Origin of the sequence: Corynebacterium sp. MSK008, from assembly GCF_030232585.1 — a bacterium.
Lineage (GTDB): Bacteria > Actinomycetota > Actinomycetes > Mycobacteriales > Mycobacteriaceae > Corynebacterium.
The window spans coordinates 50,676-72,939 of the sequence record NZ_JASPJX010000012.1; the positions used below are offsets into that span (position 1 = coordinate 50,676).

Annotated in this window: 21 protein-coding genes; 6 read left to right on the forward strand and 15 right to left on the reverse strand. The window is 65.8% G+C overall.

From position 1 onward, the window contains the following. Positions 1–27 precede the first annotated feature (27 nt). Together QP996_RS10100 and QP996_RS10105 are read right to left on the reverse strand one after the other, a co-directional pair. Complete coding sequence (locus QP996_RS10100; RefSeq protein ID WP_284872499.1) at positions 28–774, reverse strand: SDR family oxidoreductase; 747 nt, start codon at positions 772–774, stop codon at positions 28–30. Further along, positions 767–1,882 (reverse strand): M24 family metallopeptidase, encoded by a 1,116-nt coding sequence (locus QP996_RS10105; RefSeq protein WP_502870226.1) that lies wholly within the window; start codon positions 1,880–1,882, stop codon positions 767–769. Before QP996_RS10105 ends, QP996_RS10100 begins: the two co-directional genes overlap by 8 nt. Before the next feature lie 23 nt (positions 1,883–1,905). On the opposite strand from QP996_RS10105, the gene QP996_RS10110 reads away from it, so the two are divergent. Further along, positions 1,906–2,475: a S1 family peptidase gene (locus QP996_RS10110; protein ID WP_284872501.1), complete on the forward strand. Its 570-nt coding sequence runs from the start codon at positions 1,906–1,908 to the stop codon at positions 2,473–2,475. Here the strand turns inward: QP996_RS10110 and QP996_RS10115 are convergent. From QP996_RS10115 to dop, 8 genes are read right to left on the reverse strand one after another with little or no spacing between them, the layout of a single operon-like run. Then, the gene (locus tag QP996_RS10115; RefSeq protein ID WP_284872502.1) at positions 2,472–5,234 is read right to left on the reverse strand and encodes a DEAD/DEAH box helicase; all 2,763 of its coding nucleotides are present in this window, start codon (positions 5,232–5,234) and stop codon (positions 2,472–2,474) included. The two genes, QP996_RS10110 and QP996_RS10115, sit on opposite strands and share 4 nt — an antisense overlap. A gap of 5 nt (positions 5,235–5,239) precedes the next feature. After that, entirely contained in the window at positions 5,240–6,250 is a 1,011-nt protein-coding gene (gene tatC, locus QP996_RS10120; RefSeq protein ID WP_284872503.1) for a twin-arginine translocase subunit TatC, read from the reverse strand. A 9-nt stretch (positions 6,251–6,259) separates the two neighbouring features. Beyond that, positions 6,260–6,523: a Sec-independent protein translocase subunit TatA gene (tatA, locus tag QP996_RS10125; RefSeq protein ID WP_284872504.1), complete on the reverse strand. Its 264-nt coding sequence runs from the start codon at positions 6,521–6,523 to the stop codon at positions 6,260–6,262. A gap of 35 nt (positions 6,524–6,558) precedes the next feature. After that, the gene (locus QP996_RS10130) at positions 6,559–7,509 is read right to left on the reverse strand and encodes a helix-turn-helix transcriptional regulator (RefSeq protein WP_284872505.1); all 951 of its coding nucleotides are present in this window, start codon (positions 7,507–7,509) and stop codon (positions 6,559–6,561) included. Beyond that, positions 7,509–8,477, reverse strand: coding sequence for a helix-turn-helix transcriptional regulator (locus QP996_RS10135; protein WP_284872506.1), 969 nt, complete (start codon positions 8,475–8,477; stop codon positions 7,509–7,511). The genes QP996_RS10130 and QP996_RS10135 overlap by 1 nt, the downstream gene beginning before the upstream one ends. A 6-nt stretch (positions 8,478–8,483) precedes the next feature. Further along, positions 8,484–9,851: a Pup--protein ligase gene (gene pafA, locus QP996_RS10140; RefSeq protein ID WP_284872507.1), complete on the reverse strand. Its 1,368-nt coding sequence runs from the start codon at positions 9,849–9,851 to the stop codon at positions 8,484–8,486. A gap of 28 nt (positions 9,852–9,879) precedes the next feature. Next, on the reverse strand, positions 9,880–10,071 hold the full coding sequence (locus tag QP996_RS10145) for a ubiquitin-like protein Pup (RefSeq protein WP_284872508.1): 192 nt from the start codon (positions 10,069–10,071) through the stop codon (positions 9,880–9,882). Positions 10,072–10,081: 10 nt separating this feature from the next. Continuing rightward, a complete protein-coding gene (gene dop, locus QP996_RS10150) occupies positions 10,082–11,581 on the reverse strand; it encodes a depupylase/deamidase Dop (RefSeq protein ID WP_284872509.1) in 1,500 nt (499 codons plus the stop codon). Positions 11,582–11,719: 138 nt separating this feature from the next. On the opposite strand from dop, the gene QP996_RS10155 reads away from it, so the two are divergent. Then, the gene (locus QP996_RS10155; protein WP_284872532.1) at positions 11,720–13,132 is read left to right on the forward strand and encodes a peptide MFS transporter; all 1,413 of its coding nucleotides are present in this window, start codon (positions 11,720–11,722) and stop codon (positions 13,130–13,132) included. Between the two features lie 105 nt (positions 13,133–13,237). Here the strand turns inward: QP996_RS10155 and pdxS are convergent, their stop codons facing one another. Next, positions 13,238–14,113, reverse strand: a complete 876-nt coding sequence (gene pdxS / locus QP996_RS10160; RefSeq protein WP_284872510.1) for a pyridoxal 5'-phosphate synthase lyase subunit PdxS — start codon at positions 14,111–14,113, stop codon at positions 13,238–13,240. Positions 14,114–14,183: 70 nt separating this feature from the next. Between pdxS and pdxR the strand changes: the two genes are divergently transcribed. From pdxR to QP996_RS10175, 3 genes are all read left to right on the forward strand, one after another. Beyond that, positions 14,184–15,539, forward strand: a complete 1,356-nt coding sequence (pdxR, locus tag QP996_RS10165) for a MocR-like pyridoxine biosynthesis transcription factor PdxR (RefSeq protein ID WP_284872511.1) — start codon at positions 14,184–14,186, stop codon at positions 15,537–15,539. A gap of 68 nt (positions 15,540–15,607) precedes the next feature. Continuing rightward, positions 15,608–15,868 carry a type II toxin-antitoxin system Phd/YefM family antitoxin gene (locus tag QP996_RS10170; protein ID WP_126857262.1) on the forward strand — a complete coding sequence of 87 codons (261 nt, stop codon included), beginning with the start codon at positions 15,608–15,610 and terminating at the stop codon, positions 15,866–15,868. Next, positions 15,865–16,125 (forward strand): Txe/YoeB family addiction module toxin, encoded by a 261-nt coding sequence (locus tag QP996_RS10175; protein ID WP_284872512.1) that lies wholly within the window; start codon positions 15,865–15,867, stop codon positions 16,123–16,125. The genes QP996_RS10170 and QP996_RS10175 overlap by 4 nt, the downstream gene beginning before the upstream one ends. Before the next feature lie 11 nt (positions 16,126–16,136). Here QP996_RS10175 and arc read toward each other — a convergent pair whose 3' ends face one another. The 3 genes from arc to QP996_RS10190 are packed head-to-tail and all read right to left on the reverse strand — an operon-like array spanning position 16,137 to position 19,747. Beyond that, positions 16,137–17,657, reverse strand: coding sequence for a proteasome ATPase (gene arc, locus QP996_RS10180; protein WP_284872513.1), 1,521 nt, complete (start codon positions 17,655–17,657; stop codon positions 16,137–16,139). A 29-nt stretch (positions 17,658–17,686) separates the two neighbouring features. Continuing rightward, positions 17,687–18,520 (reverse strand): tRNA (adenine-N1)-methyltransferase, encoded by an 834-nt coding sequence (locus QP996_RS10185; protein WP_284872514.1) that lies wholly within the window; start codon positions 18,518–18,520, stop codon positions 17,687–17,689. Positions 18,521–18,535: 15 nt separating this feature from the next. After that, positions 18,536–19,747: a M18 family aminopeptidase gene (locus tag QP996_RS10190; RefSeq protein ID WP_284872515.1), complete on the reverse strand. Its 1,212-nt coding sequence runs from the start codon at positions 19,745–19,747 to the stop codon at positions 18,536–18,538. A 26-nt stretch (positions 19,748–19,773) separates the two neighbouring features. Here QP996_RS10190 and QP996_RS10195 point away from each other — a divergent pair, with 26 nt between their 5' ends. Next, positions 19,774–20,598, forward strand: a complete 825-nt coding sequence (locus QP996_RS10195; protein ID WP_284872516.1) for a RecB family exonuclease — start codon at positions 19,774–19,776, stop codon at positions 20,596–20,598. Here the strand turns inward: QP996_RS10195 and QP996_RS10200 are convergent. Then, entirely contained in the window at positions 20,595–22,262 is a 1,668-nt protein-coding gene (locus QP996_RS10200; protein ID WP_284872517.1) for a formate--tetrahydrofolate ligase, read from the reverse strand. The two genes, QP996_RS10195 and QP996_RS10200, sit on opposite strands and share 4 nt — an antisense overlap. Positions 22,263–22,264 lie beyond the last annotated feature (2 nt).

Sequence of the window (22,264 nt, forward strand, 5' to 3'; positions counted from 1 at the left end):
GGCCACGAGGGTACCTGGGCTCGGCCGCTACCTCGGCATGTGCCTCCACACCGGCCGCGGCACGACGCGCATGATGGCTGCGAGGACGGCCAGGCGCCGCGGAATCCACACCGTGGCGCTCTTGCCCCGCGCCGCGGCGTCCACCACCGCGTCGGCGACAACGTCCGGGGTCACCGACATCACCGCCGGTTTCATCCCTTCCGTCATGGACCCGATGACGAAGCCCGGACGCGCAAGGATGAGGTTGAGGCCTGTGCCGTGCAGCCGGTCCATCAGGCCCTGGCAGAACGCGTCCAGGCCCGCCTTGGTGGAGCCGTAGACGTAGTTGGCGCGGCGCGCCCGCCACCCCGCTATGGACGAAAAGGCATAGATCTCGCCGCGCGTCATTTCGTCGGCGAGCACCGTGAGCATGCTCACCTGCGCGAGGTAGTCCACTGTGGCGATGCGGGCGGCCTCGAGCTCGTCGCGCTCTGCGAGCTCCTGGTCACCGAGGATGCCAAAGGCCACGATTGCGGTGGTCACCTCGCCCGCCTCGCGCACGATGCGCCGGTGCGACTCCACGTCGGTGGCGTCGAAGTCGAGCGCGTGCACTGCGGCGGCACCCGCGGCGAGCAAACGCTTCTCGACGTCCTCCAGTCCCCTGCTCCCCCTGGCCGCCAACACGACCTCGCGGCCCTGACAGACGCGTTCGGCGATCTCGCCGCCGATGTCGCTGCGCGCCCCGAGCAGGAGCACAGTCCCCTGCCCTGTGGTGCTGTGTCTGGTGCTAGGCATCGTTAACACCTAGCGTGCGGCGGGAGCGGTTGAGCGGTTCTATACCGTCAGCAGTCATGCGCACGATGTCCTCGATGCGCATGCCCCACTTGCCCGGCACGTAGATGCCGGGCTCGATGGAAAACGCCATGCCCTCGCGCAGCACCACGTCGGAGCCGGCGATGATGAACGGCTGCTCGTGGCCGGAAAGGCCGATGCCGTGGCCGAGGCGGTGGGTGAAGTACTCGCCGAAGCCGGCGTCTGCGATGACCTCGCGCGCAGCGGCGTCGAGCTCGCCGGCAGTGATGCCGGGTTTGGCGACAGCGCACGCGGCGTCGAACGCACGCTCAAGCACCGCGTAAGCCTCCAGGAAGTCCTCCGGTGCCTTGGCAGGCTCGCCCACCACGTGGGTGCGGGTGCAGTCGGACTGGTAGCCGGACGGCAGCGCGCCACCCAGGTCTACCACCACAGGATCTCCCTCCTCGAGGACACGGTCGGAGAAGTCGTGGTGCGGGTTGGAACCATTGGGCCCGGAGCCGACGATGACGAACTGCACGTTCGCGTGCTCCTCCAGGATCAGCGCGTGCAGCTCGTCCGCGATCTCGCGTTCGGTACGGCCAGGTTGCAGCAGCTCAGCGGCGCGCTCGTGCACGCGGTCGATGGCGGCGCCGGCCTTCTCCAGCTCGGCGACCTCCTCGGCGTCTTTGACCATGAAAAGTTCCGCCACCGCGTCGGATGCGAGCTCGGTCTCCGGCAGCAGCGCCTGCAGCGCAAAGACGTGGTCCGCGGTCAGCGACGACCCCAGTCCCACGGTGCCTTCGCCGAGTTTATCTGCGACTAGCTGGTACGGGTTTTCCCCGTCGCGCCAGCCGACCACCTCGACGTCTGCTACGCCGTCCAGTCCCAGCGACTGGATGTCCGTCACCGGTGCCACCACGGTGGTGCCGCCAGGCGCGATCACCAGCGCGGTGAGCCGCTCGTGCGAGGAAGTCCAGGAACCGGTGAGGTAGGCGAACTCGGCGCCAGTGCCGATCACCAAACCACCCAGACCGCGCTGTTTAACCAACTCGACAGCTTCCTGGCGGCGTGCGGTGTACGTATCAGAGTCGAATGCAGTCATGTGCGCCATGGTAGATCGCTAGCATCGTGGGAGTGTTGCCTGCCCTGAACCGCTCCGTCGCCCGCCTTAGCGCTCCGGGCGGCGGCTACTGCTCGGGCGCGCTCATCGCCGCCGACATCGTGCTCACCTGCGCGCACTTCTTCCGTGAGCGCCCGTCTACGGGTGTGCGGGTGCGTATCGACGGCTCCGTGTTCCCCGTCGACAGCCTCCACATCGTGCCCGGCACAGATGTCGCGCTGGTTCGTCTGCCCGAGAGGATCGATGCCACTCCCCTCGTGCTCGGGCCGTCGCCGCGCCTGTTCGCCCGTACGCTCACCCTCGGGTTCGGCGGGCAAGCCCGCAGTCTCCAGGCACGGCCGGGTGTGTACCTGGGTACGCTTCCGGTGTCCTGGTCCAGAAAGCGCGTGACCCAGGTGAGGCCCGCTGGCTTGGTGTACGCCAACCCGCCTGCGGTGAAGGGCGATTCCGGCGGCCCTGTGCTGGTCGGCGGCAAGGTTATCGGGGTCCAATCGCTCATCCTGGATCCGAAAGGCACGAACCTGCGCATCGCCACCGTCTCGCTGTGGCCGCGGGGCCTGGCGCAGCCTCTGCGGGTGCTTTAGTTGCCGATGGCCACCACGCCGCGGCGGATCGCGTCCACGGCTCGGTTGGCGTTGTCCCGGATCTGGTCTGAGTAGCCGGTCTTCTTGATCTGCTCCAACAGGTCTATCACCTGGCGGCACCAGCGCACGAAGTCGCCGGGGGTGAGCTCCGCGCCCGACTCCGCAGCGGCGGCCAGCGCGTATCCCAGCGGTGCTCCGGCGGTCCACTGGTGGATGGACAGGCAGAACCCGGGATCCGGCAGGCGGGTTGCGGGCAGGTTGTGACGCTGCTCGTCGGCAACCAGCTCGCCGTAGATGCGCATCGTCTCGTTCATCGCGTCGGCCATGGCGTCGGTGGCGGCTTCGGGGCTGCCGCCTGTGGCGCGGCGGTTCTCAAACACCACCATGGAGGCCACACCGGCCAGCTCGGCCGGATCCAGCTCGTCCCAGATCCCGCGCTTGAGGCACTGCGCCACCAACAGGTCGGAGACGTTGTGGATACGCGACAGACGCTCGCCTTCGTCGGTGACCTGCGGTTCGCCGTCGATAAGCTCAACGTAATCCATCTCCGTGAGCAACCCGATGATGCGCTCGAACGTGCGGCCCAGCGAATCGGTGGAGGTATCCACGCGGCGCTCCAGCTTGGCAAGCGTGCGCTCCTCGCGCACGATTTCCTCGGCGGTGCGCGCCAGAATCTCCCTATCCGCCGCGGGCCAGTCGTGCACCGGATGGTTACGAATGGCCTCACGCAGCGCGGTGACCTTCTTGTTCGGCCGCACCCGGGACTGCTCGCGCAGGCGTTTCGGTGCGTTGAAGTGGCCCCGGTGCAGAAGTGACGCAACTTTGCGGGCGTGGCGGCGCGGCTGGTCCTGCATGTGGCGCGGCACCTTGATGCGCCCCACTACCAACGGCGGGTTCTTAAACGCGGCGGCGTCGATGCGCCCCGACCAGCCGCGCTCCGTGGTCACCCAGGGGCGCGGGTCGTGCGGCTTGCCCGCGGGCTGCACCACGGCGGCAAGCTCCGGCTTGCGCTTGCTGGGCAGTGCGATGACCTGCCCCACCTGCAGCGCGCCGAGGATCTTGATGGTCTCTGCGTGGCGGCTGTCCAGGTGGTCGCGCCGTGCCTGTTTTTCCTCCTCAGACAGGTCCCGGCGCAGCTGCGAGTACTCGACCAGCTCGGCGGCTGCGTCGTCGCTAGGCGGAGCGAACGCGGAGATGTCGCGCTCGAGCTTGGTGCGCAGCGAGCGCACTTTCTGCTGGAGGCGCTCAATGTCGCGCACCTCGCCAACAACGGAGCGGTCCGTTTGGAACTGGGCGAAGGACTGCTCGATCAGACGGATGGAGTCGTCGAAGCCGTTCATGGCCAGCATGTTGATGGCCATGTTGTAGCCGGGCTGGAACTGGGAGATCAGCGGGTACGTGCGCGTCGACGCTAACCCCGCCACCTGGTGCGGATCCATCGCAGGAGCCCATTGCACAACGGCGTTGCCAATGTGGTCAATCCCGCGGCGGCCGGCGCGCCCGGTGAGCTGGGTGTACTGGCCCGGGGTGAGGTCCACATGGGCCTCACCGTTGAACTTGACCATCTTCTCCAGCACCACGGTGCGAGCCGGCATGTTAATGCCGAGCGCCAGCGTCTCGGTGGCGAAGACGACCTTGACCAAGCCGCGGACGAACAACTGCTCCACGATGTGCTTGAACGCGGGCAGAAGGCCTGCGTGGTGGGCGGCGAACCCGCGCATCCAGGCGGTGCGCACCTGGCGGAAGTTCAGCACCTCCAGGTCCTCCTCGGGGATGCCGTCCACACCTTCGTCGATGATCTGCTCGATCTCGGCGCGCTCCTCGGCCGTGGTCAGTTCCTTGCGGGAGCGCAGGCACTGGAACAGCGCGCCGTCGCAGCCCGCGCGGGAGAAGATGAACACGATCGCAGGCAGCATGTCCTGGCCCTGGAGTGCGGAGACAACCTCGGGTCGGCCGACGGGGCGCACCTTGTCCTGGCCGCGCGAGCGTCCGCTACGCGAGCGGGAACGAAACCCCCTCCCCTCCTCGAAGTCGCGTCGGCCCTCGTCGGAGGAGCCCGCCTCGATGCGTTCGATGGCGTGCTCGAGGCTGCGGTTGACCCGCCCGCCGGTGCCCGGTTCGAACAGCGGGAACATCTTGCGGCCGACCATCATGTACTGGCTCAGCGGCACCGGGCGGTGTTCCGAGACGATGACCTCGGTGTCACCGCGCACCGCGTCGAGCCACTCGCCGAACTCCTCGGAGTTGGACACGGTGGCGGACAGGCCGATCAGGCTCACGGAATCGTCGAGGTTGAGGATGATCTCCTCCCACACCGCACCGCGGTCGCGGTCCGCCAGGTAGTGGATCTCGTCCATTACCACGTGCGTGAGCCGGTCCAGCTGGGGCGACTCCGCGTACAGCATGTTGCGTAAGACCTCGGTGGTCATTACCACGATCTCGGCGGAGCCGTTGATGCTGGTGTCGCCGGTAAGCAGACCTACCGCATCTTCGCCGTGCTCGGCGACTAAGTCGTGGTACTTCTGGTTGCTCAGCGCCTTAATCGGCGTGGTGTAGAAGCACTTCGTGCCGCGGTGCAGGGCGAGCGCGACAGCGAACTCGCCGACGATAGTTTTGCCCGAACCGGTGGGCGCGCACACCAGCACGCCGCGGTCCTGCTCCACCGCCTGGCAGGCCTGGAGCTGGAAGTCGTCGAGGGCAAACGGCTTCGCCTCGGCGAACTCCCGCAGAAACGAAGTACCAGGATCGGGGGAAAGCATGCCCCCTACAGTACGTCCCGGAAATCTGCTCCGCCCGCGTAGCCCCGCGGCGGGATGTTCTGCTGGCGCTCGGGCGCGCGTTTGATCGGTGCCGGACGCTCGATCGGTTCTGCACCGATGCTGCTGGCGGGACCGATGGACGTCGGCGCTTCAATCGGGCCGGAGGCTTCCTCATCGTCCAGATCCATCCAGTCGGGGCGTTCGCGCTTTTTCTTGCGGTCGTTCCAACGACAGAACTGAAAGGCCATCTCCACCAGCAGGCAGATGGAGATCGCCAGCGCCACCATGGAAAACGGGTCCTGTCCCGGCGTCATCACCGCAGCAAAAATGAAAATGCCCACGATGATCACGCGCCGTTTGCCTTTGACATGCTCGTAACGCAGCACGCCCAACAGGTTGAGCATGATGATGATCAGCGGTACTTCGAAGCTGACGCCGAAGATGACGACGAGCGCGAGGAGGAAGTTGTAGTACTCCCCGCCTGTCAGCGCGGCGACCTGGAACTCGCTGCCGATGGTCATCAGCACGTACAAACCCTGATCCAGCACAAAGTACGCCAGCAGCGCGCCGGAGACGAACAGCACTACCGCGATGGTGACGAAGATAAACGTGTAGCGGCGCTCGTTTTTGTGCAGGCCCGGGGTGATGAAGTTCCAGATCTGCATCAGCCACACCGGCGATGCGAGTACGAGCCCGGCGAGCGCGCCGACTTTCAGGCGCAGCATGAACATCTCAAACGGGTTGGTAGCCAGGAGTCGGCATTCGCCGTCGCCGGTGAAATCCGCCCGGAGCTCGGACGGCAGGTTGCAGTAGGGGCCGCGGATGATCTCGCCGAGCGGCATCGTGCGCGGCGGGGCGGTCTGGTACCAGATGAACCCGATGATGGTGCCGACCACGATGGCGGCGAGCGAGATGATGACGCGGCGGCGCAGCTCCTGGAGGTGCTCCACCAGCGACATCTCACCGGTCGGGTTCTTCTGCTTCTTCGGCCTCTTGGGGGGTTTCGTACGTGCCATCAGGCAGATTTAGCGAGGGTTGTTCTCCGGACGCTCCCAGAAGTCCGCCTCCTGGGCGGCGCTACGGGTCTCCTGCGCTGGTGCAGCGTCGATCTGACGCTGCTGCGACGGGGCTTGCGCCTCGTCTTCGTTGCGCATCTCCTTGACCTCGGACTTGAAGATGCGTGCGGAGCGACCCATGGAACGCGCCAAGTCCGGCAGCTTGTTCGCGCCGAACAGCAGCAGCACGAGGAAGATGACGATGATGAGCTCGGTCCATCCAATATTTGGCATGGGTTGTCCTTTCCGAAAACGGTCTAACGCGCAGATTAGTCTAACGCTTCGAGTGCGCGTTGCACGCGGGACATGGCTTCGCCGGCGAGACCTGCGGGTGCGACGATGCGCACCCGGTCCGCCTGGCTTAGGCAGAAGCGCACCAGCCAGTCCTCGCTGCCGTAGCGCATTGTGGCGGGGATCCACTGTCCTGGCGATTCAGCGTCTTCCGGAGTTTCTTCTAGCTCGATCTCCCAGTAGTCCGCCAGCCACGTGGCTTCCGGGTGGATCAGCAATTTCGCTTGTGCTCGGTCAGCCATGCCGAACGGGTCTGCGGGATCGAAGTCGGTGTCGAAGTCGGTGCCGGGGGTCTCCGAAGGAACGTCGAGAAGCTCGGCGTGTTGAATCCTGTCCAACCGGAACGTACGCATCTCTCCGTGCTGCGCGGCGTGGAGGTAGGTGGAGCCGGACTGGTGGAACAAGCTCGCGGGATCGACCTCGCGCTCGGTGACGGCATCAGAGGACGCCGAGTAGTACGTGATGCGCAGCTTGCGCTTGGTCGCAAGCGCTTCTGCGACGGTGCCGGCAACGCCCGCCTCACCGGTGTGCTCCGCGTCGCCCACCGCCTGCGACTTGGTTACTGCGCGAATTTTTTCAGCGGCGGTGCGCACGGCGCGGCCGTCCACAAGCCCCGGCATTGTTTCCAGGGAATCCAGCAGGATCAACAGCGCGCTGGCTTCCGCGGGCGACAGGCGCAGCGGCGTGGTCATCCCCTGGTCGTCTTTGATGTTGACGCCCTTCCAGGAGTACTCCAAGTCGATCATCTCGCCCGGCCCGGTGCCCACGCCGGAGAGAAACAGCAGCTCGAAATCGTCGCGCACCTGCATCGGGTCCGCGCCCAGGTCGCGGGCGATCTCCATCGGGGTCAGCCCCGGGTGGTTCGAGGAATAGGCCAGCAGGTTGAGCAGGCGCACCACGCGCTCTTGGCGCTTGAAGTCCACAGCCATCAGTTCTCCCCTCCCAGCGCGGCGCGCAGCAGCTTGACGACGTCCTCGCGGACCTCCGACGGTTCCACCGCGACCACGCTTCCGGCGAGGCTGGCGATGGTGCGCACCGCCCAGTCGCGGTCCACGCCACGCAGCGTGATGGTGTCGGTGGCGCCTCCCGTGCCTGCATCTCCACCCGCGCCGACTTTGGAGGCGCGGGTGCCGCGCTGGGCGAGTTCTTCGCCGGTGCCGTGGGTGACGGTGACGGTGGCGTCGATAAGTTCGCCGCGAAGTGTTTCCTCCACCAGTGCCTGCAGGTCGCCCGCGCGCTCGTGGAACGCGTCCGAGTGGCGCACCTTCTTCAACTTGGAGATCTTTTTCAGGCGGAACACGCGCACGTCGTCGCGGTCGATGTCGTAGCCGACGAAGTAGGCGCGGTTGTTCAGAGACACCACGCCCCATGGGTCGGCCACGCGGCGCTCCGGGTCCTTGCCGGGCGCGCGGACGAAGTCGAAGGAGATGCGCTGCTTGGCCTGCACGCACTTCACGATGGCGCGCAGCGTGTCGGGGCGCAGCTGGAAGATGTCGTTGGACACGCTCATCAGCGCCGGCGCTTCCATGGAACGCGTCGCCCCGGAGGCGGCGAGCTTGGTCCAGCCGGAGCGGGCGAACTCGCCGAGCGAGCCCGGCTTGCTCAGGTCCGCGGCAAGGCCCACCACGGAGGCCTCCTCGGCGGTGAGGTCCACGGCCGGCAGCTCGTAGAGGTCCTTGACCACCCACACTTCGCCGTCCTGGTAGCGCGCGGGCACGCCGAGGTCGCGCAGCTCGCGCACGTCGCGCTCAATCAGGTGTGTGGCGGCGTCGCGGGTGCGGCCGCCGTAGCCGTCCACGTGCTTTTGTACCCAGGCCACGTCGCGTTTTGCGGGCGAGGCCAGCAAGGCAAACGTGAGCCCGACTTGGCGCACGACCATGTCGTTGTCGTTGGTCACCGCGACCTACCCTTCTGCAGCTTCCTGCGCCCGCACCCAACTGATCAGGTCGGCCGCGGCGTCGTCCGCGGTGGCGAACGGGTCCTGCAGCTCCACCGTGCGGGGTTCCGGGCGGTTGACCTTCAAATGCACCCAGTCGACATTATGCGCAAGGCCCCGCTCGCGCACGGCGGAAAGGAACTCGCCGCGGATGGCTGCTCGCGTGGTCTCCGGTGCGTTGTCCACCGCCTCCTCGATGTCCGTGTCCTCGATCCAGCGCGCCGCCAACCCCTTGCGCTCGAGCAGGTAGAACAGGCCGCGCTCTGGGTTGATGTCGTGGTACGTCAGGTCGATCTGGGCGAGCTTCGGGTGGTCCCAGCCGCAGCCGAGACGGTCCTTGAACTGGGTGAGCAGCTTGCGCTTGATCACCCAGTCGATCTCCGTGTCCACACCCGAGAAATCCTGCGTGGCAATGGCGTCGAGCACCCGGGACCATAGGTCCACCACCCGCGCCATCTCCTCGTTCGGCGTACCTTCGTCCGGGCGCTGCTTCAGCCAGCGCTTCGCCGCGTCGAGGGTGCGCTGCTGCACCTCGAGAGCGGTGACGGTGCCGCCCGCTGCAAGGGTGAGTTCGGTAGCACCCGTGGGGTCGGCGGCGATGTCGCGGATGTGCGCAATCGGATCCGCCAGTTCCATGTCCGGCAGGTCGAAGCCGGCCTCCAGCATCTCGATAACCAGCAGCATCGAGCCGACCTTCAGCGCGAAGGTGGGCTCGGACATGTTGGAGTCGCCCACGATCACGTGCATGCGGCGGAAGCGGTGGGAATCCCCGTGCGGCTCGTCGCGGGTGTTGATGATCGGCCGGGTGCGCGTGGTGGCCGACGAGACTCCCTCCCACACCTGGTCCGCGCGCTGGGAGATGACGAACGTGTCCCCCGCGATCTTGCCGGCGCCGCAGATCAGCTGGCGCGTGATCAGAAACGGCAGCAGTTGCTGGCCGAAGGACTTCAGCGCGAGTTCGCGGCTGATCAGGTAGTTCTCGTGTGCGCCGTAGGAGTTCCCGCGCGAATCCACGTTGTTTTTGAACAGGTAGGTCGAGCCCGTAAACCCGTCGTTACGCAGCGCCTCGTCGCACTGTTGCGACAACCGGTGGAAGATCCGCTCCCCCGCCTTGTCGTAGGCCAGAAGCTGGCTCAGCGAGTCACACTCCGCGGTCGCGTACTCCGGGTGCGAGCCCACATCCAGGTACAAACGCGAGGCGTTGGCGGTGAACACATTCGAACTGCGGTGCTGCGCGACCACCGGACGGAACAGGTAGCGCGCCACCTCCTCGGGCGTGAGCACCTGGCGTGAGCCGTCGTAGGCGGCCACGCCGAACTCCGTTTCCACGCCCATCACTCGGCGCGGGTAGCTGATTGTCAGCTTACTGCCCGCCCTTCTGCACAAACGACTTCACAAACTCCTCAGAGTTGGTGTCCAGCAGCGCGTCAATTTCGTCGAGCAGGTCGTCGGCGCCGGAGGTGTTGATCTGGGCCTGGCCGGCAGATTCCGCGGCGATGTCCTCGCCGTGGTTGTCCCCACCGCCACCGGAAGCGTGTGTCTGTTGCGTAGCCATAGATGCAACCTTAGCGCTCTGGGGCCAGCCCCAGGCCGGAAAGCAGCGCGCGTGTTGTCGCGGAGTTTTCGATTAACTCCCCCACGTCCGCTTTCGTGTGGCTGCCCAGCAGGTCCAGCGGCACCCGGTAGAGTTGCCCGTCCACGGTGAACAGCATGGACTGCCAGTTCGAGGCCGTTAAGTCTTCTGCGAACTTCTCGCCCGCACGCCCCCGGAAGTAGGCGCGGGTGTCCTCCGGCGGGTGCACCGCAGCTTCCGCGATTTCCTCGGCGCTGACCATTGTGCGCATCGCTCCCTTGCGCACCAGCGCGTGATACAGGGAGGTCTCGGGGTCGATGTCCGCGTACTGCAGGTCAATCGCCTGCAGCTTCGCCTGGGTTGCGCCGCGCTGCTCAAAGCGGCGCACCAGCGCCCACTTCGCGGTCCAATCCAGCCGGTCGGCGGTGGAGAGCGGGTCGCGCTCAAGATCGTCGAGGACCTCGCCCCACAGTGTGAGCACTTGACTATCGACGTCGCTCCGCCCCTCACACCTTCTCCTATATTCCCGGAGGATGGAGATCGCGGTCAACCTTTGGCCGTCGAGAAGCTCGAGCTCGTATTGCAGCGTGGGGTCGTGGCTGACCGCCTTGATCTCCTTGACCGGGTTTTTCAGGCGCAGGTCCGAGAAATCCACTCCGGCCTCGATCGCGTCGAGCACGAGCGAGGTCATGCCGAGTTTGAGGAAATTGGAGAATTGGCTCATGTTCGCGTCACCCACGATGACGTGCAGGCGGCGGAAGTCCTCCTCCGGTGCGTGTGGCTCGTCGCGCGTGTTCACGATGCCGCGGTTGAGCGTGGTCTCCAGCGAAACCTCCTGCTCGAAGTAGTCCGCGCGCTGCGAGATTTGAAAGCCCGGTGTCTCTGACTCCTGGCCGATGCCCACACGGCCCGCGCCGATGATGACCTGGCGTGTGACGAAAAACGGGATCAGCGCCTGGGTGAGGTTTTCGAAGTTGGTGTGGCGCGAGTACAGGTAGTTTTCGTGGCTGCCGTAGGAACGGCCCTTGCCGTCGACGTTGTTCTTGTAGAACTTCAGCGGCGGGCACGGCTCGTGCTTGGCCAGCACGGAGACCTGTTGCTCCCACAGCTCGCGGATGCACGCGGCGGCGTCGTTGAGGACGATGTCGCCGGCCGCGTCGTAAACCATCGCGTCAAACGCGTTCGAGCACTCCGGGCTGGAATATTCGGGGTGCCCGTGGTCGACGTAGTAGCGCGCGCCGTTGGTGGTGACCACGTTGGCCACCCCGATCGCGTTCGCGTCGACGACCGGCACGCTGCGGTAGCGCTGTAGGTCGAAGCCGCGGGTGTCCTTCAGCGGCGCCTCTTCCGCGTAATCCCAGCGGGTGCGGGCCTGTGTGCGCAGCGCTGCGTACGCGACCACCGCGTGCGTGGAGGTGACCAGCGGGCTGATCTGCGGGTTGTCTGGGCAGGTGATGCCGTACTCCGTCTCGGTTCCCATGTAACGCGTCATAGGTGACGAGCCTACAGGCGTGCCCTTGTTTGGAAGATAATGCGATGACTCGTATTTTATTTAGTTATGACTTCCCTACCACGCTACGGTGTGTCCGCGCCAGAAAACGAGCGCAAATTCTTCGGCCAGCCCTAGGGGCTGGCCAACCTTTTCGGCATTGAGCTGTGGGAGCGATTCAGCTTCTACGGCATGCAGGCGCTTTTGGCGTACTACATGTACCACTCGACCACCGAGGGCGGCCTGGGCATGGACGAGTCCACCGCACTGAGCCTGGTCGGCGCCTACGACGGCTTCGTCTACATGATGGCGCTCGTCGCCTCCTTCGTGGGCGACCGCATTCTCGGCGCGGAGCGCACCCTGTTCTACTCGGCGATCCTGGTCATGGTGGGCCACTGCGTACTTGCGCTCGTTCCGGGCGCAACAGGCCTGGCCATCGGCCTGGTGTGCATCGGCATCGGCTCCGGCGGCGTGAAGACGGCGACCCAGGTGGTGCTCGGCGACCTGTACACCCGCGAAGACCCGGGCCGCGACGCAGGCTTTTCCATCTTCTACATGTCCGTCAACATCGGCGGCCTGCTTGGCCCCGCAATCACGGGCTGGGTGTGGGGCATGGCCGGCTTCCACTGGGGCTTCGGCCTCACCGCCATCGGCATGGCAATCGGTTTGGTGCAGTACGCGCTTATGCGCAAGTCCACCATCGGCGCGGCCGGCTCCGAGGTGCCCAACCCGCTGCCGCGCTCGAAGTGGGCTCCCGTTGGTTTCGGTGCGCTGGCAGTCGCCGCGATCATCGTCGCTCTGCTCACCACGGGCATTCTGCCGCTGGACATGCTGAGCTGGGTCGTCTTCGCCATCGCCCTTGCCGCGACAGTGATTCTGCTGTGGGAGATGTTCGCCTCCGACAAGGTCACCGCTCACGAGAAGTCGCGCCTGACCGGCTACATCCCGCTGCTCGCCGGTTCCGTGGCCTTCTTCGCCATCTTCCAGTCCCAGTTCACCGTGGTGGCGCTGTACACCGACCAGCGTGCGAACCTGGACTTCTTCTGGACTGAGCTCGAGCCCGCGCAGGTGCAGTCCTTCAACCCGTTGTTCATCATCATCTTCGCGCCGGTCTTCGCCGCCATGTGGACGAAACTCGGCGAGCGCCAGTGGGCCTCTGCGACGAAGTTCGGCGTGGCCAACATCATCATCGGCTTGTCGCTGTTCATCTTCCTGCCGTACGTGGGCAAGGGCGAAAACTCCACCCCGCTTGCGGTGCTGGTGCTGATCCTGTTCCTGTTCACCATGGGCGAGCTGCTGCTCTCCCCGGTCGGCAACTCGCTGGCCACCAAGGTCGCCCCGGTGGCGTTCAAGTCGCGCCTGTTCGCGGTGTGGCTGATGTCGGTGTCCATGGGCACCGCGCTGTCCGGCGTGCTCGGCTCGCTGTACAACCCGAACGACGCTGCTGCAGAGCGCACCTTCTTCCTCACTCTGTCCGCGGCCACCATCGTGCTCGGGTTGGTCCTCATCGCGATCAGCCGCTGGGTCGTGCGCAAGTTTGGGGACGTGCGCTAGGCGGAGCTTGCGTCGCAAAGCTAAAGCTCGTTATTCGCACATCGTTAATCGCCTCTCAGAGAGCAAAAACGAGGTGCAGGTAACGAGCTTTACGCGTTTCGAGGCCTACCAGCCGCGCTCGGCCAGGCGGTGCGGCGCGGGAAGGTCGGCGACGTTGATGCCCACCATCGCCTCGCCCAGGCCGCGGGAAGCTTCGGTGACCACCGCGATGTCGTTCCAGTGCTTGGTGGCCTTGACCACGGCCTTCGCGCGGGCCTCCGGGTTGCCGGACTTGAAGATGCCGGAGCCGACGAAGACACCGTCAGCGCCGAGCTCCATCATGAACGCGGCATCCGCCGGAGTGGACACGCCGCCGGCGACCAACAGCGGCACCGGCAGCTTGCCGTTCTCCGCCACCTGCGCGACCAGCTCGTACGGCGCCTGCAGCTCCTTGGCGGCGACGTAGAGCTCGTCGCGGTTGTTGGCCCAGATCGCCTGCAGCGCGGCGATCTCGCTGGTGATCTTGCGGATGTGCTTGGTGGCCTCGGAGACGTCGCCGGTGCCGGCCTCGCCTTTGGAACGGATCATGGACGCGCCCTCGTTGATGCGGCGCAGCGCCTCGCCCAGGTTGGTCGCGCCGCAGACGAACGGCACGGAAAAGCCGCGCTTATCAATGTGGTTGACGTAGTCCGCGGGGCTGAGCACCTCGGACTCGTCGATGTAGTCCACGCCCAGGTGCTCGAGAATCTTCGCCTCCACCACGTGGCCGATGCGGGCCTTGGCCATCACCGGGATGTCGACGGTGTCGATGATGCCCTCGATAAGGTCCGGGTCGGACATGCGGGCCACACCGCCCTGGGCGCGGATATCGGCAGGCACGCGCTCCAGCGCCATGACTGCGGACGCGCCTGCGTCCTCGGCGATCTTGGCCTGCTCGGGCGTGACCACGTCCATGATCACGCCGCCAATGAATTTCTGGTTCAACTGTTCTGCCTTAGACATACCGCTTAGTCTGCCCCGGCAACTGGTAGATTCCAAGTGCCAGTTCCATTTAGTTTCTTTGGACCAGTTGATGCTGCTGCACATCTCCCGCGACCACCCCACCCCAATCCCGGCTCAAATCGCCGCGGGCATCCGCGACGACGTGGCCAAGGGCACGCTCGCGCCTGGCGACGAAGTGCCGTCCACGCGAACACTGGCCACGCACCTCGGCGTCTCCCGCGGCAGCGTGGTCACCGCCTACGACCAACTTGAAGGCGAGGGTTATCTTCTCTCCCGGCAGGGCGCGCCGACACGGATCCATCCCGAACTTGCGGTTGCGCCGGTGCACGAAATTGACGTGACAACCGGCATCTCGCCCAGGATCCCCCGCACTCGAATCTCTCTGAAGCCCTCCCCCGGCAGCGCCGGGACGATCAAACCCGCCGCGTGGCGCAAAGCCTGGCGCGAAGCCGCTGCGGAACCTGGCGGTGGCGTAGACAAATCAGGCGAGCCGGAACTGCGCCACGCCATCGCGGAGCACCAACGTCTCGCCCGCGGTATGACCGTCTCGCCGGAGCACATCGTGGTCACCGGTGGCTCCCGCGAGGGGCTCATGTGCATCCTCTATGCGCTCGGGGCAGACCTCAAGGTCGGCGTCGAGGACCCGGGCCACCCCGGCTTAAGGCGCGTCATTCCGCTCGGCGGCCACCGGGCGGTGGAGTGTGAAACGGACGCGGAGGGGATCGTCGTAAAGCAGCTGCCCGCAGACTTGGACGCGCTGCTGGTCACGCCCTCGCACCTCTACCCGTTCGGTGGCTCAATGCCGGCGCCGCGCCGGGCGGAGCTTTTGGACTGGGCAAACCGCACCGGCACGGTAATCATCGAGGACGATTTCAACACCGAACTGCGCTACCGCATAGCGCCCCAACCGACCTTGTCCACACTCGCGCCAGCAGCGGACGTGCTCACCCTCGGCACGTTTTCCACGCTGCTCTCGCGCGAACTCGCTGCCGGATATGTTGTCGCCTCCCCCGCGACCGTGGCCCGGCTGAAAGAGGTCCGTGGCATCCTCGGCATGCCCGTCGCCACAGTGACGCAACGCGCGATCGCCTCGCTGCTGCACGGAGGTGTCGTCCGCCGCAACACCCGCGCGGTGCACCGGGCGCTGGCGCAACGACGACAGGTGCTGCAAGACTGCCTGGTGCCACTATTCGACGACGCATGCCTCGCGCCGGGCGACGGCGCCGACCTGACGGTCCAATTCCCGTCGTCCCTGGCGCGCGACGCGTTTGAAACCCGTTTGCTCGAGGCGGGCATTGAGTGCGGCCACGAGTCGTCTCTCTGGACGGACGGCGGCGACGGGCTCGTCTTGAGTTTTGCGCATCTGAGTGACGGAGATTTCACGCGGACTGTAGACATCATTGGACAAACGATCCACCCCTATTGACGCAGATTCGCTAATCCATTTAGAGTTGTACAGAAAGTTGTACGTCATCAAACTAGTGGGAGCGAGCAATGAAGGTCATGTCATATTCGGAATCTCGAGCCAACTACGCCGAGGTGCTTTCCGATGTCGTCGACGATTGTGAAGAGGTCGTCATTACCCGGGCAGGTCACGACCCGGTCGTCATCGTTTCTCTAGCTGAGTACGAATCACTCAAGGAAACCAACTACTTACTGCAATCCCCCGCTAATGCGCGGGTGCTCAAGCAGCGGATTGAGCGGCTCGAACGTGGCGCATCTGTACGCAACGAACTCATCGAGGACGAAGAATGATCCTCAGCTGGGACGAGGACGCCTGGTCCGAATACGTGGAGTGGCAAACCACCGACAAGCGGATACTGAAGCGTATCAACGCCCTCATCCGCGATATTCAACGTAACGGCAACGATGGCATCGGAAAACCCGAACCGTTGAAGCACGAACTCAGCGGGTACTGGTCCCGGCGTATTACGAGTGAACACCGGCTGGTGTACAAACTCACCGAAGAGGAGGTGCGCATCGCAGCCTGCCGATACCACTACGGTGAATAAGCAGTGATCCGCTACCCGATAACCTCCGCGGCAACCACGCGGCGGCCATGGCGACCCGTGATGCGCGCCCACTCGTCGGGGTTCGCCGTGTTCGGCATGTCCTCGCTCTCATCCTGCTCGGCGCGGACGGCCTCGCGAAGGTGCTCCTCGGTCAGGCCCGCGGTAGATACGCCGGAGAGGTGGTCCTTGATTGCCAACTTCTTGGCGCGGTCCACCACGTTGGCGATCATCGCGCCGGAGACGAAGTGGTGGTAGTGCAGGGTTTCGGCGGAGCCGTCGACAAGCTCGAGGCGCACGAAGGGACGCGGGGCGAACATGGCGTCCGCGGTGGCGTCGATAAGCACCTCGCGCGGGGCCGCAAGTGGGACCTCGTCGGTGATGTAGCGGGCGAGGATGTCCTTGGCTTCGTCTTTGTTGGGGCGCGAGACGCGGATTTTGATGTCCAGGCGGCCCGGGCGCAGGATGGCCGGGTCGATGAGTTCCTCGCGGTTGGTCGCGCCGATGACGATGACGTTGGCGATGTCCTCCACGCCGTCGATCTCGGTGAGCAGCTGCGGCACCACGGTGGTCTCCATGTCGGAGGACACGCCGGAGCCGCGGGTGCGGAAGATGGACTCCATCTCGTCGAAGAAGACGATCACCGGGTTGCCGCCTGCGGCCAGCTCGCGGGCCCGCTCGAAAATGAGCCGGATGCGACGCTCGGTCTCGCCAACAAACTTGTTCAGCAGCTCGGGGCCCTTGACGTTGATGAAGTGCGCCTGTCCCCCGTCGCCGATGCGCTGCGACAGCGAATTCGCCACCGCCTTGGCAATGAGCGTCTTGCCACAGCCGGGCGGGCCGTACAGCAAAAGCCCCTTCGGCGGGCGCAGGTCGTAGGCCTGGTAGAGCTCCGGGTGGGAAAACGGCAACTCCACGGAATCCTGGATCGTCTCAATCTGGGAGCTCAAACCACCGATGTCGGCGTAGGTGACATCCGGGACCTCGTCCAGGGACAGCTGGTTGACCTCGGTTTTCGCGATGCGCTCAAACGCGTAGCCGGCGGAAGCGTTGACCAGCACCGTATCGCCGGCGCGGGCGGCTTCGCGCAGCGGTTCGGCGAGCATGACGATCGATTCCGCGCCCTGCTGGTCCGCCACAATCGCGCGGTCCCCGCCGACGCGCTCGACCATGGTGGCCAGCTGGCCGGTGGGGTCGAACCCGCAGGTCTCCACCACGATCGTGCCCTCGCCCAGCCGCACCAGCGTGCCGGGAACCAGCTTGGCGGGATCCACCAGCGGCGACACCTTCAGTCGCATCCGTCGGCCGGTTGTGTGCACCTCCGCCTCCCCGTCGCGCGGGGCGGGCGCGAGGTAGATCCCGTACGTCGATGCCGGCTCGTTGAGCTCTTCGACCTTCGCGTATAAGTCGTTGAGCTTGTCGCGGCTGACTTTCAGCAGCTCAGCGAGCTTCTCGTTGCGCGACCCGAGATCGCGGTTCTTGCGCTTGAGCTCGCGCAGCTCCGGTCCGAAGGCATCGTCGTGGATTTCAGGCATGCGTTCGAGCCTACATAGGAGCGGGCTGCTTATCGACGGGCTTTGCGCTGCGGCCGCGGCGGCGTCACCCCGTCGGCGAGCCTGCGCGTCCACACGAGGAATGCCGTGTGCGCGTTCATGCGGTGCTCCGGGCGCGTGGCAAGGCCGTCCACCTTCCACTCACGCAGCAGGGTCTCCCACGCGCGCGGCTCGGTGAAGCACTTCGCCTCGCGGATGGCCTCCATGATGTTCATCAGCTGCGGCACGGTGGCCACGTACGTCATGAACACGCCGCCCGGGATGAGCACGTTTTTCACCGTGTCGATGAAGTGCCACGGCTCCACCATGTCCAAGATGACGCGGTCGACCTGGCCGTCCAGGTCCTCCGCGGTGACCTCGCCGAAGTCGCCGAGCCGCGGGGTCCACCACTCGGGCTCGCCACCGAAGTAATCGGCGACGTTGTCTTTGGCGAACGCCAGGTGGTCGTCGCGGATCTCGTAGGAGTAGACGTGGCCTTCCGGGCCCACGGCGCGCAGCAGCGACATGGTCAGCGCGCCGGAACCGGCGCCCGCCTCGAGCACGCGGGCACCCATGAAGATGTCGCCCTCGACCAGGATCTGGGCGGCGTCCTTCGGGTAGATCACCGCGGCGCCACGCGGCATGGACAGCACGTGGTCCACCAGCAGGTGGCGGAAGCACAGGTAGTCGGAGCCGAGTGTTGACTTGACCACGGTTCCTTCATCGGCGCCGATGATGTCGTCGTGGCTGACTATGCCCTTGTGCGAGTGGAACTGCCCGCCCTCTTTGAGCTCGATGGTGAAGTGGCGGCGTTTCGCGTCGGTGAGCTGCACCTTGTCGCCTGGCTGGAACGGTCCCGAATACATGGCGGTAAGTATGCCTTACTGCGCCGCGGCATAAAAAGCCGTCAGCGCGCGCACGAAGTAGTCCATGTCGTCCACGCCGCACAACTCTCGGGCGGAGTGCATGGACAGAAGCGGCACGCCGACGTCCACCGTGGGCAGGCCCAAGCGTGTCGACGAAATCGGACCGATGGTGGATCCGCACGGCACGGCGTTGTTGCCCACGAACGTCTGGTGCGGCACGCCCGCCGCGCGGCAGGCCAGGATCCACTCCGTCTCCGTGGCGGCGTTGGAGGCGTAGCGCTGGTTCGCGTTGATCTTGAGCACCGGGCCTTTGTTCACCAGCGGGTGGTGGGTGGGGTCGTGCTTGCCCGGGTAGTTCGGGTGCACGGCGTGGGCCGCGTCGGCGGAGACCTGGATGGAATCCGCGATGATCCCGGCAGGGTCGCCGAAACCAGCCGCGACCTTGGTCAGTACACGCTCCAGCAGCGGCCCGCCAGCACCGGCGGTGGATGCGGAGCCGACCTCCTCGTGGTTGAAGGCCGCAAGCACCAGGATGTCCTCGGCGTCGTTCTTCGCGGCGAGCATCGCCTCCAGGGAGGCCCACACGCTGGTGAGGTTGTCCAGCCTGCCGGCTGCCAGCAGGTCGCCTAAAACCTCGCCGCGCTGCGCGTCCGCGGTGATCAGCTCGTGCGCCACGATGTCCTCGGCGCTAACGCCCGCGGACTTTGCCGCCAGCTCCAGCAGCGGGCGGTCCACGCCCAGGATTGGCTGGGTGTGCACCTGGCGGTCGATCTCCGGCATGTCGCCGCGGTAGAGGTGGATGGCCAGGTTGGGCACGCGCGCGACCGGGCCGGTGTTCACCAGGTGCTCGGTGCGGTCCGCGGTAACCACGCGGCCGGCAAACGTCAGGTCGCGGTCGAACCAGCTGGCCAGAATCGGCCCGCCGTAGACCTCCACCGCCGCCTGGCGGAAGCCCTCGCGCACCACATCCGGGTCCGGCTTGGCCATCAGCCCCGGCGAATCGGTGTGGGAGCCGACCACCCTAAACCGTGGGCGGGCACTTTCCGGCACCCACCAGGCGACCACGGCGCCGTCGCGCTCGATGAGGTGGCCGCCGGGGGCGTGTGCGCCGTCGTCAAGCGAAATGCTCCGGGTGAACCCTTCGGCCTCGAGCCTTTCGGAGACGGTGGCGCTCGCGTGGAACGCGGAGGGGCTTTGGGCGATGAAATCGATGAACGGCTGTGTCATGGCTCCACTCTATGATGTTGGGCACCATGTCTGATGCCAGCACTCCCCCACGCCCACTAGCCATCTCGCCGTCGCGCGCCTCCGACTACAAGCGCTGCCCGCTGCAGTACCGGCTGCGCGCCATCGACAAGATTCCGGAGCCGTCCACGGAAGCGCAGGTCAAAGGCACGCTGGTGCACGCCGTGCTGGAGGAAATGTTCGCCTGGCCGCGCGAGGAACGCACGTACCCGGCGGCGGTGAAGCGGCTGAAGCCGAACTGGGAGAAGATGCGCGAGGAAGACCCCTCTTGCGCCGCGCCGGTCGAGGACGAGTACCAGCTTCTTGTGGACGCCCGCACGTTGCTGCGCGGCTACTTCACCATGGAAAACCCGCTGGGCTTCGACGCGCACGCCCAGGAGATGCCGGTGGACTTCACGCTGCCGAACGGGGTGCCGGTGCGCGGATTCATCGACCGCGTGGATATCGCGCCCACCGGTGAGGTGCGCGTGGTCGACTACAAAACCGGCAAGAAGCCGCTGCCGCGGTACTCGCAGGACGCGCAGTTCCAGATGCGCTTCTACGCGCTGGTGTACTGGCGCATGTTCGGTGTGGTGCCCACGCAGCTAAAGCTGATGTATCTGAAGGTGATGGATTCCATGATCCTCGCCCCGTCGCGCGAGGAGTTGGAGTACTTCGAGCGCGACCTAGCGGAGCTGTGGTGGAAGATCGAGGCCGACGGTAAAACAGGCAACTTCCGCCCGCAGCAGTCCAAGCTGTGCGGGTGGTGCGCCTTCCAGCACCTGTGCCCGGTCTTCGGCGGCACTCCCCCGGCGTACCCCGGGTGGCCGGGGTCGCGGGCGGAGGCGAATTAAAACAGGCCGGAGACCACGCCGTCGGCGTCGACGTCGATGTTGTTGGCGGCCGGCTGCTTGGGCAGACCCGGCATGGTCATCACGTCGCCGGTGAGCACCAGCACGAAACCGGCGCCGGTGCGCGGCACGATGTTGCGCACATGCAGCGTGTGGCCCTCCGGCGCGCCGAGCTGGGTCGGGTCGTCCGAGAAGGAGTACTGCGTCTTGGAGATGCACACCGGCAGGTTGTCAAAGCCGTTGTCCTTGAGCGTCTGCAGGTCTTTCAGCGCCGCGGCGGAGTACTGCACGTCGGCGGCGCGGTAGATCTCCTTGGCGATGGTCTCGATGGACGCCTCCACACCTTCCGCCGGGTCGTAGAGCGGGTGCGAGGTGCCCTCGGTGAGGTTATCCAGAAGCATCTCGGCGAGCTCGAGGGCGCCGTCGCCGCCCTTGGCCCACACGTCCGCCTCAGCCAGCGCGATGCCCTTGGCCTGCGCCCAGTTCTTCAGGAAGTCGAGCTCGGCCTCGGAATCGGTGGCGAAGCGGTTGAGCGCAACCACCGGGGTCACGCCGAACTTGCGCACGTTTTCCACGTGGCGCTCGAGGTTGACAATGCCCTCCTCCAGCGCGGCGACGTTTTCGTTCGAAAGCTCCGCCTTGGCCACGCCCGCGTTGTGCTTGATGGAGCGCACCGTAGCCACGATGACGGCACCGGCGACGTCCAGCTCGCCGTAACGGGCCTTGATGTCGAAGAACTTCTCCGCGCCCAGGTCGGAGCCGAAACCGGCCTCCGTGAGCACGATGTCCGCGTACTGCTGGGCGGTGCGGGTGGCAATCAGGGTGTTGCAGCCGTGGGCGATGTTGGCGAACGGGCCGCCGTGGATGAACGCCGGGGTGCCGCCGAGAGTCTGCACGAGGTTCGGGTTGACCGCATCCTTGAGCAGCGCGGCCATCGCACCCTGGGCACCGAGGTCACCGGCCGTGACCGGTTTCTTGTCGTAGGTCAGGCCGATAGTGATGTTGGCCAGGCGCTGCTTTAAGTCCTCCAGGTCCGTTGCCAGACCCAGAATCGCCATGATCTCGGAGGCGGCGGTGATGGTGAAGCCGGTCTCCGCCGGCACACCGTGGGCTGGCCCGCCCAGGCCGGTGACGACGTTGCGCAGTGCGCGGTCGTTGACGTCCACACAGCGCTGCCAGGTCACACGGCGCGGGTCGATGTTGAGCGCGTTGCCTTGGTGGATGTGGTTGTCAATGAGCGCGGCCAGCGTGTTGTTGGCACTGGTGATCGCGTGGAAATCACCGGTGAAGTGCAGGTTGATCTGTTCCATCGGCACCACCTGGGAGTAGCCGCCCCCGGCGGCGCCGCCCTTGATGCCCATCACGGGGCCCAGTGACGGTTCGCGCAGCGCGACCATGGCGTTCTTGCCCAGCTTCGCCAGCGCGTCCGTCAGGCCGATCAGGGTTGTGGACTTGCCTTCGCCTGCAGGCGTCGGCGAGACACCGGTGACCACGACGAGCTTGCCGGGGGCGTTGCCTGGGTTCTGGGTGATGTCCACCTTGGCCATGTGCTTGCCGTACGGGATCAGCGCATCGTCGGACACACCTGCCTTCGCGGCGATCTCGGTGATAGGGGCGAGCTTGTGGGCCTGAGCAATTTCGACGTCAGTCAACGGTTGTGCAGTCATGC

Coding starts and splice junctions, on each gene's coding strand:
- QP996_RS10100 (WP_284872499.1), bottom strand. CDS start 774: ATGCCTAGCACCAGACACAGCACCACAGGGCAGGGGACTGTGCTCCTG.
- QP996_RS10105 (WP_502870226.1), bottom strand. CDS start 1,882: ATGGCGCACATGACTGCATTCGACTCTGATACGTACACCGCACGCCGC.
- QP996_RS10115 (WP_284872502.1), bottom strand. CDS start 5,234: ATGCTTTCCCCCGATCCTGGTACTTCGTTTCTGCGGGAGTTCGCCGAG.
- tatC (WP_284872503.1), bottom strand. CDS start 6,250: ATGGCACGTACGAAACCCCCCAAGAGGCCGAAGAAGCAGAAGAACCCG.
- tatA (WP_284872504.1), bottom strand. CDS start 6,523: ATGCCAAATATTGGATGGACCGAGCTCATCATCGTCATCTTCCTCGTG.
- QP996_RS10130 (WP_284872505.1), bottom strand. CDS start 7,509: ATGGCTGTGGACTTCAAGCGCCAAGAGCGCGTGGTGCGCCTGCTCAAC.
- pafA (WP_284872507.1), bottom strand. CDS start 9,851: ATGGGCGTGGAAACGGAGTTCGGCGTGGCCGCCTACGACGGCTCACGC.
- QP996_RS10145 (WP_284872508.1), bottom strand. CDS start 10,071: ATGGCTACGCAACAGACACACGCTTCCGGTGGCGGTGGGGACAACCAC.
- dop (WP_284872509.1), bottom strand. CDS start 11,581: ATGACGCGTTACATGGGAACCGAGACGGAGTACGGCATCACCTGCCCA.
- pdxS (WP_284872510.1), bottom strand. CDS start 14,113: ATGTCTAAGGCAGAACAGTTGAACCAGAAATTCATTGGCGGCGTGATC.
- pdxR (WP_284872511.1), top strand. CDS start 14,184: ATGCTGCTGCACATCTCCCGCGACCACCCCACCCCAATCCCGGCTCAA.
- QP996_RS10170 (WP_126857262.1), top strand. CDS start 15,608: ATGAAGGTCATGTCATATTCGGAATCTCGAGCCAACTACGCCGAGGTG.
- QP996_RS10175 (WP_284872512.1), top strand. CDS start 15,865: ATGATCCTCAGCTGGGACGAGGACGCCTGGTCCGAATACGTGGAGTGG.
- arc (WP_284872513.1), bottom strand. CDS start 17,657: ATGCCTGAAATCCACGACGATGCCTTCGGACCGGAGCTGCGCGAGCTC.
- QP996_RS10185 (WP_284872514.1), bottom strand. CDS start 18,520: ATGTATTCGGGACCGTTCCAGCCAGGCGACAAGGTGCAGCTCACCGAC.
- QP996_RS10190 (WP_284872515.1), bottom strand. CDS start 19,747: ATGACACAGCCGTTCATCGATTTCATCGCCCAAAGCCCCTCCGCGTTC.
- QP996_RS10195 (WP_284872516.1), top strand. CDS start 19,774: ATGTCTGATGCCAGCACTCCCCCACGCCCACTAGCCATCTCGCCGTCG.
- QP996_RS10200 (WP_284872517.1), bottom strand. CDS start 22,262: ATGACTGCACAACCGTTGACTGACGTCGAAATTGCTCAGGCCCACAAG.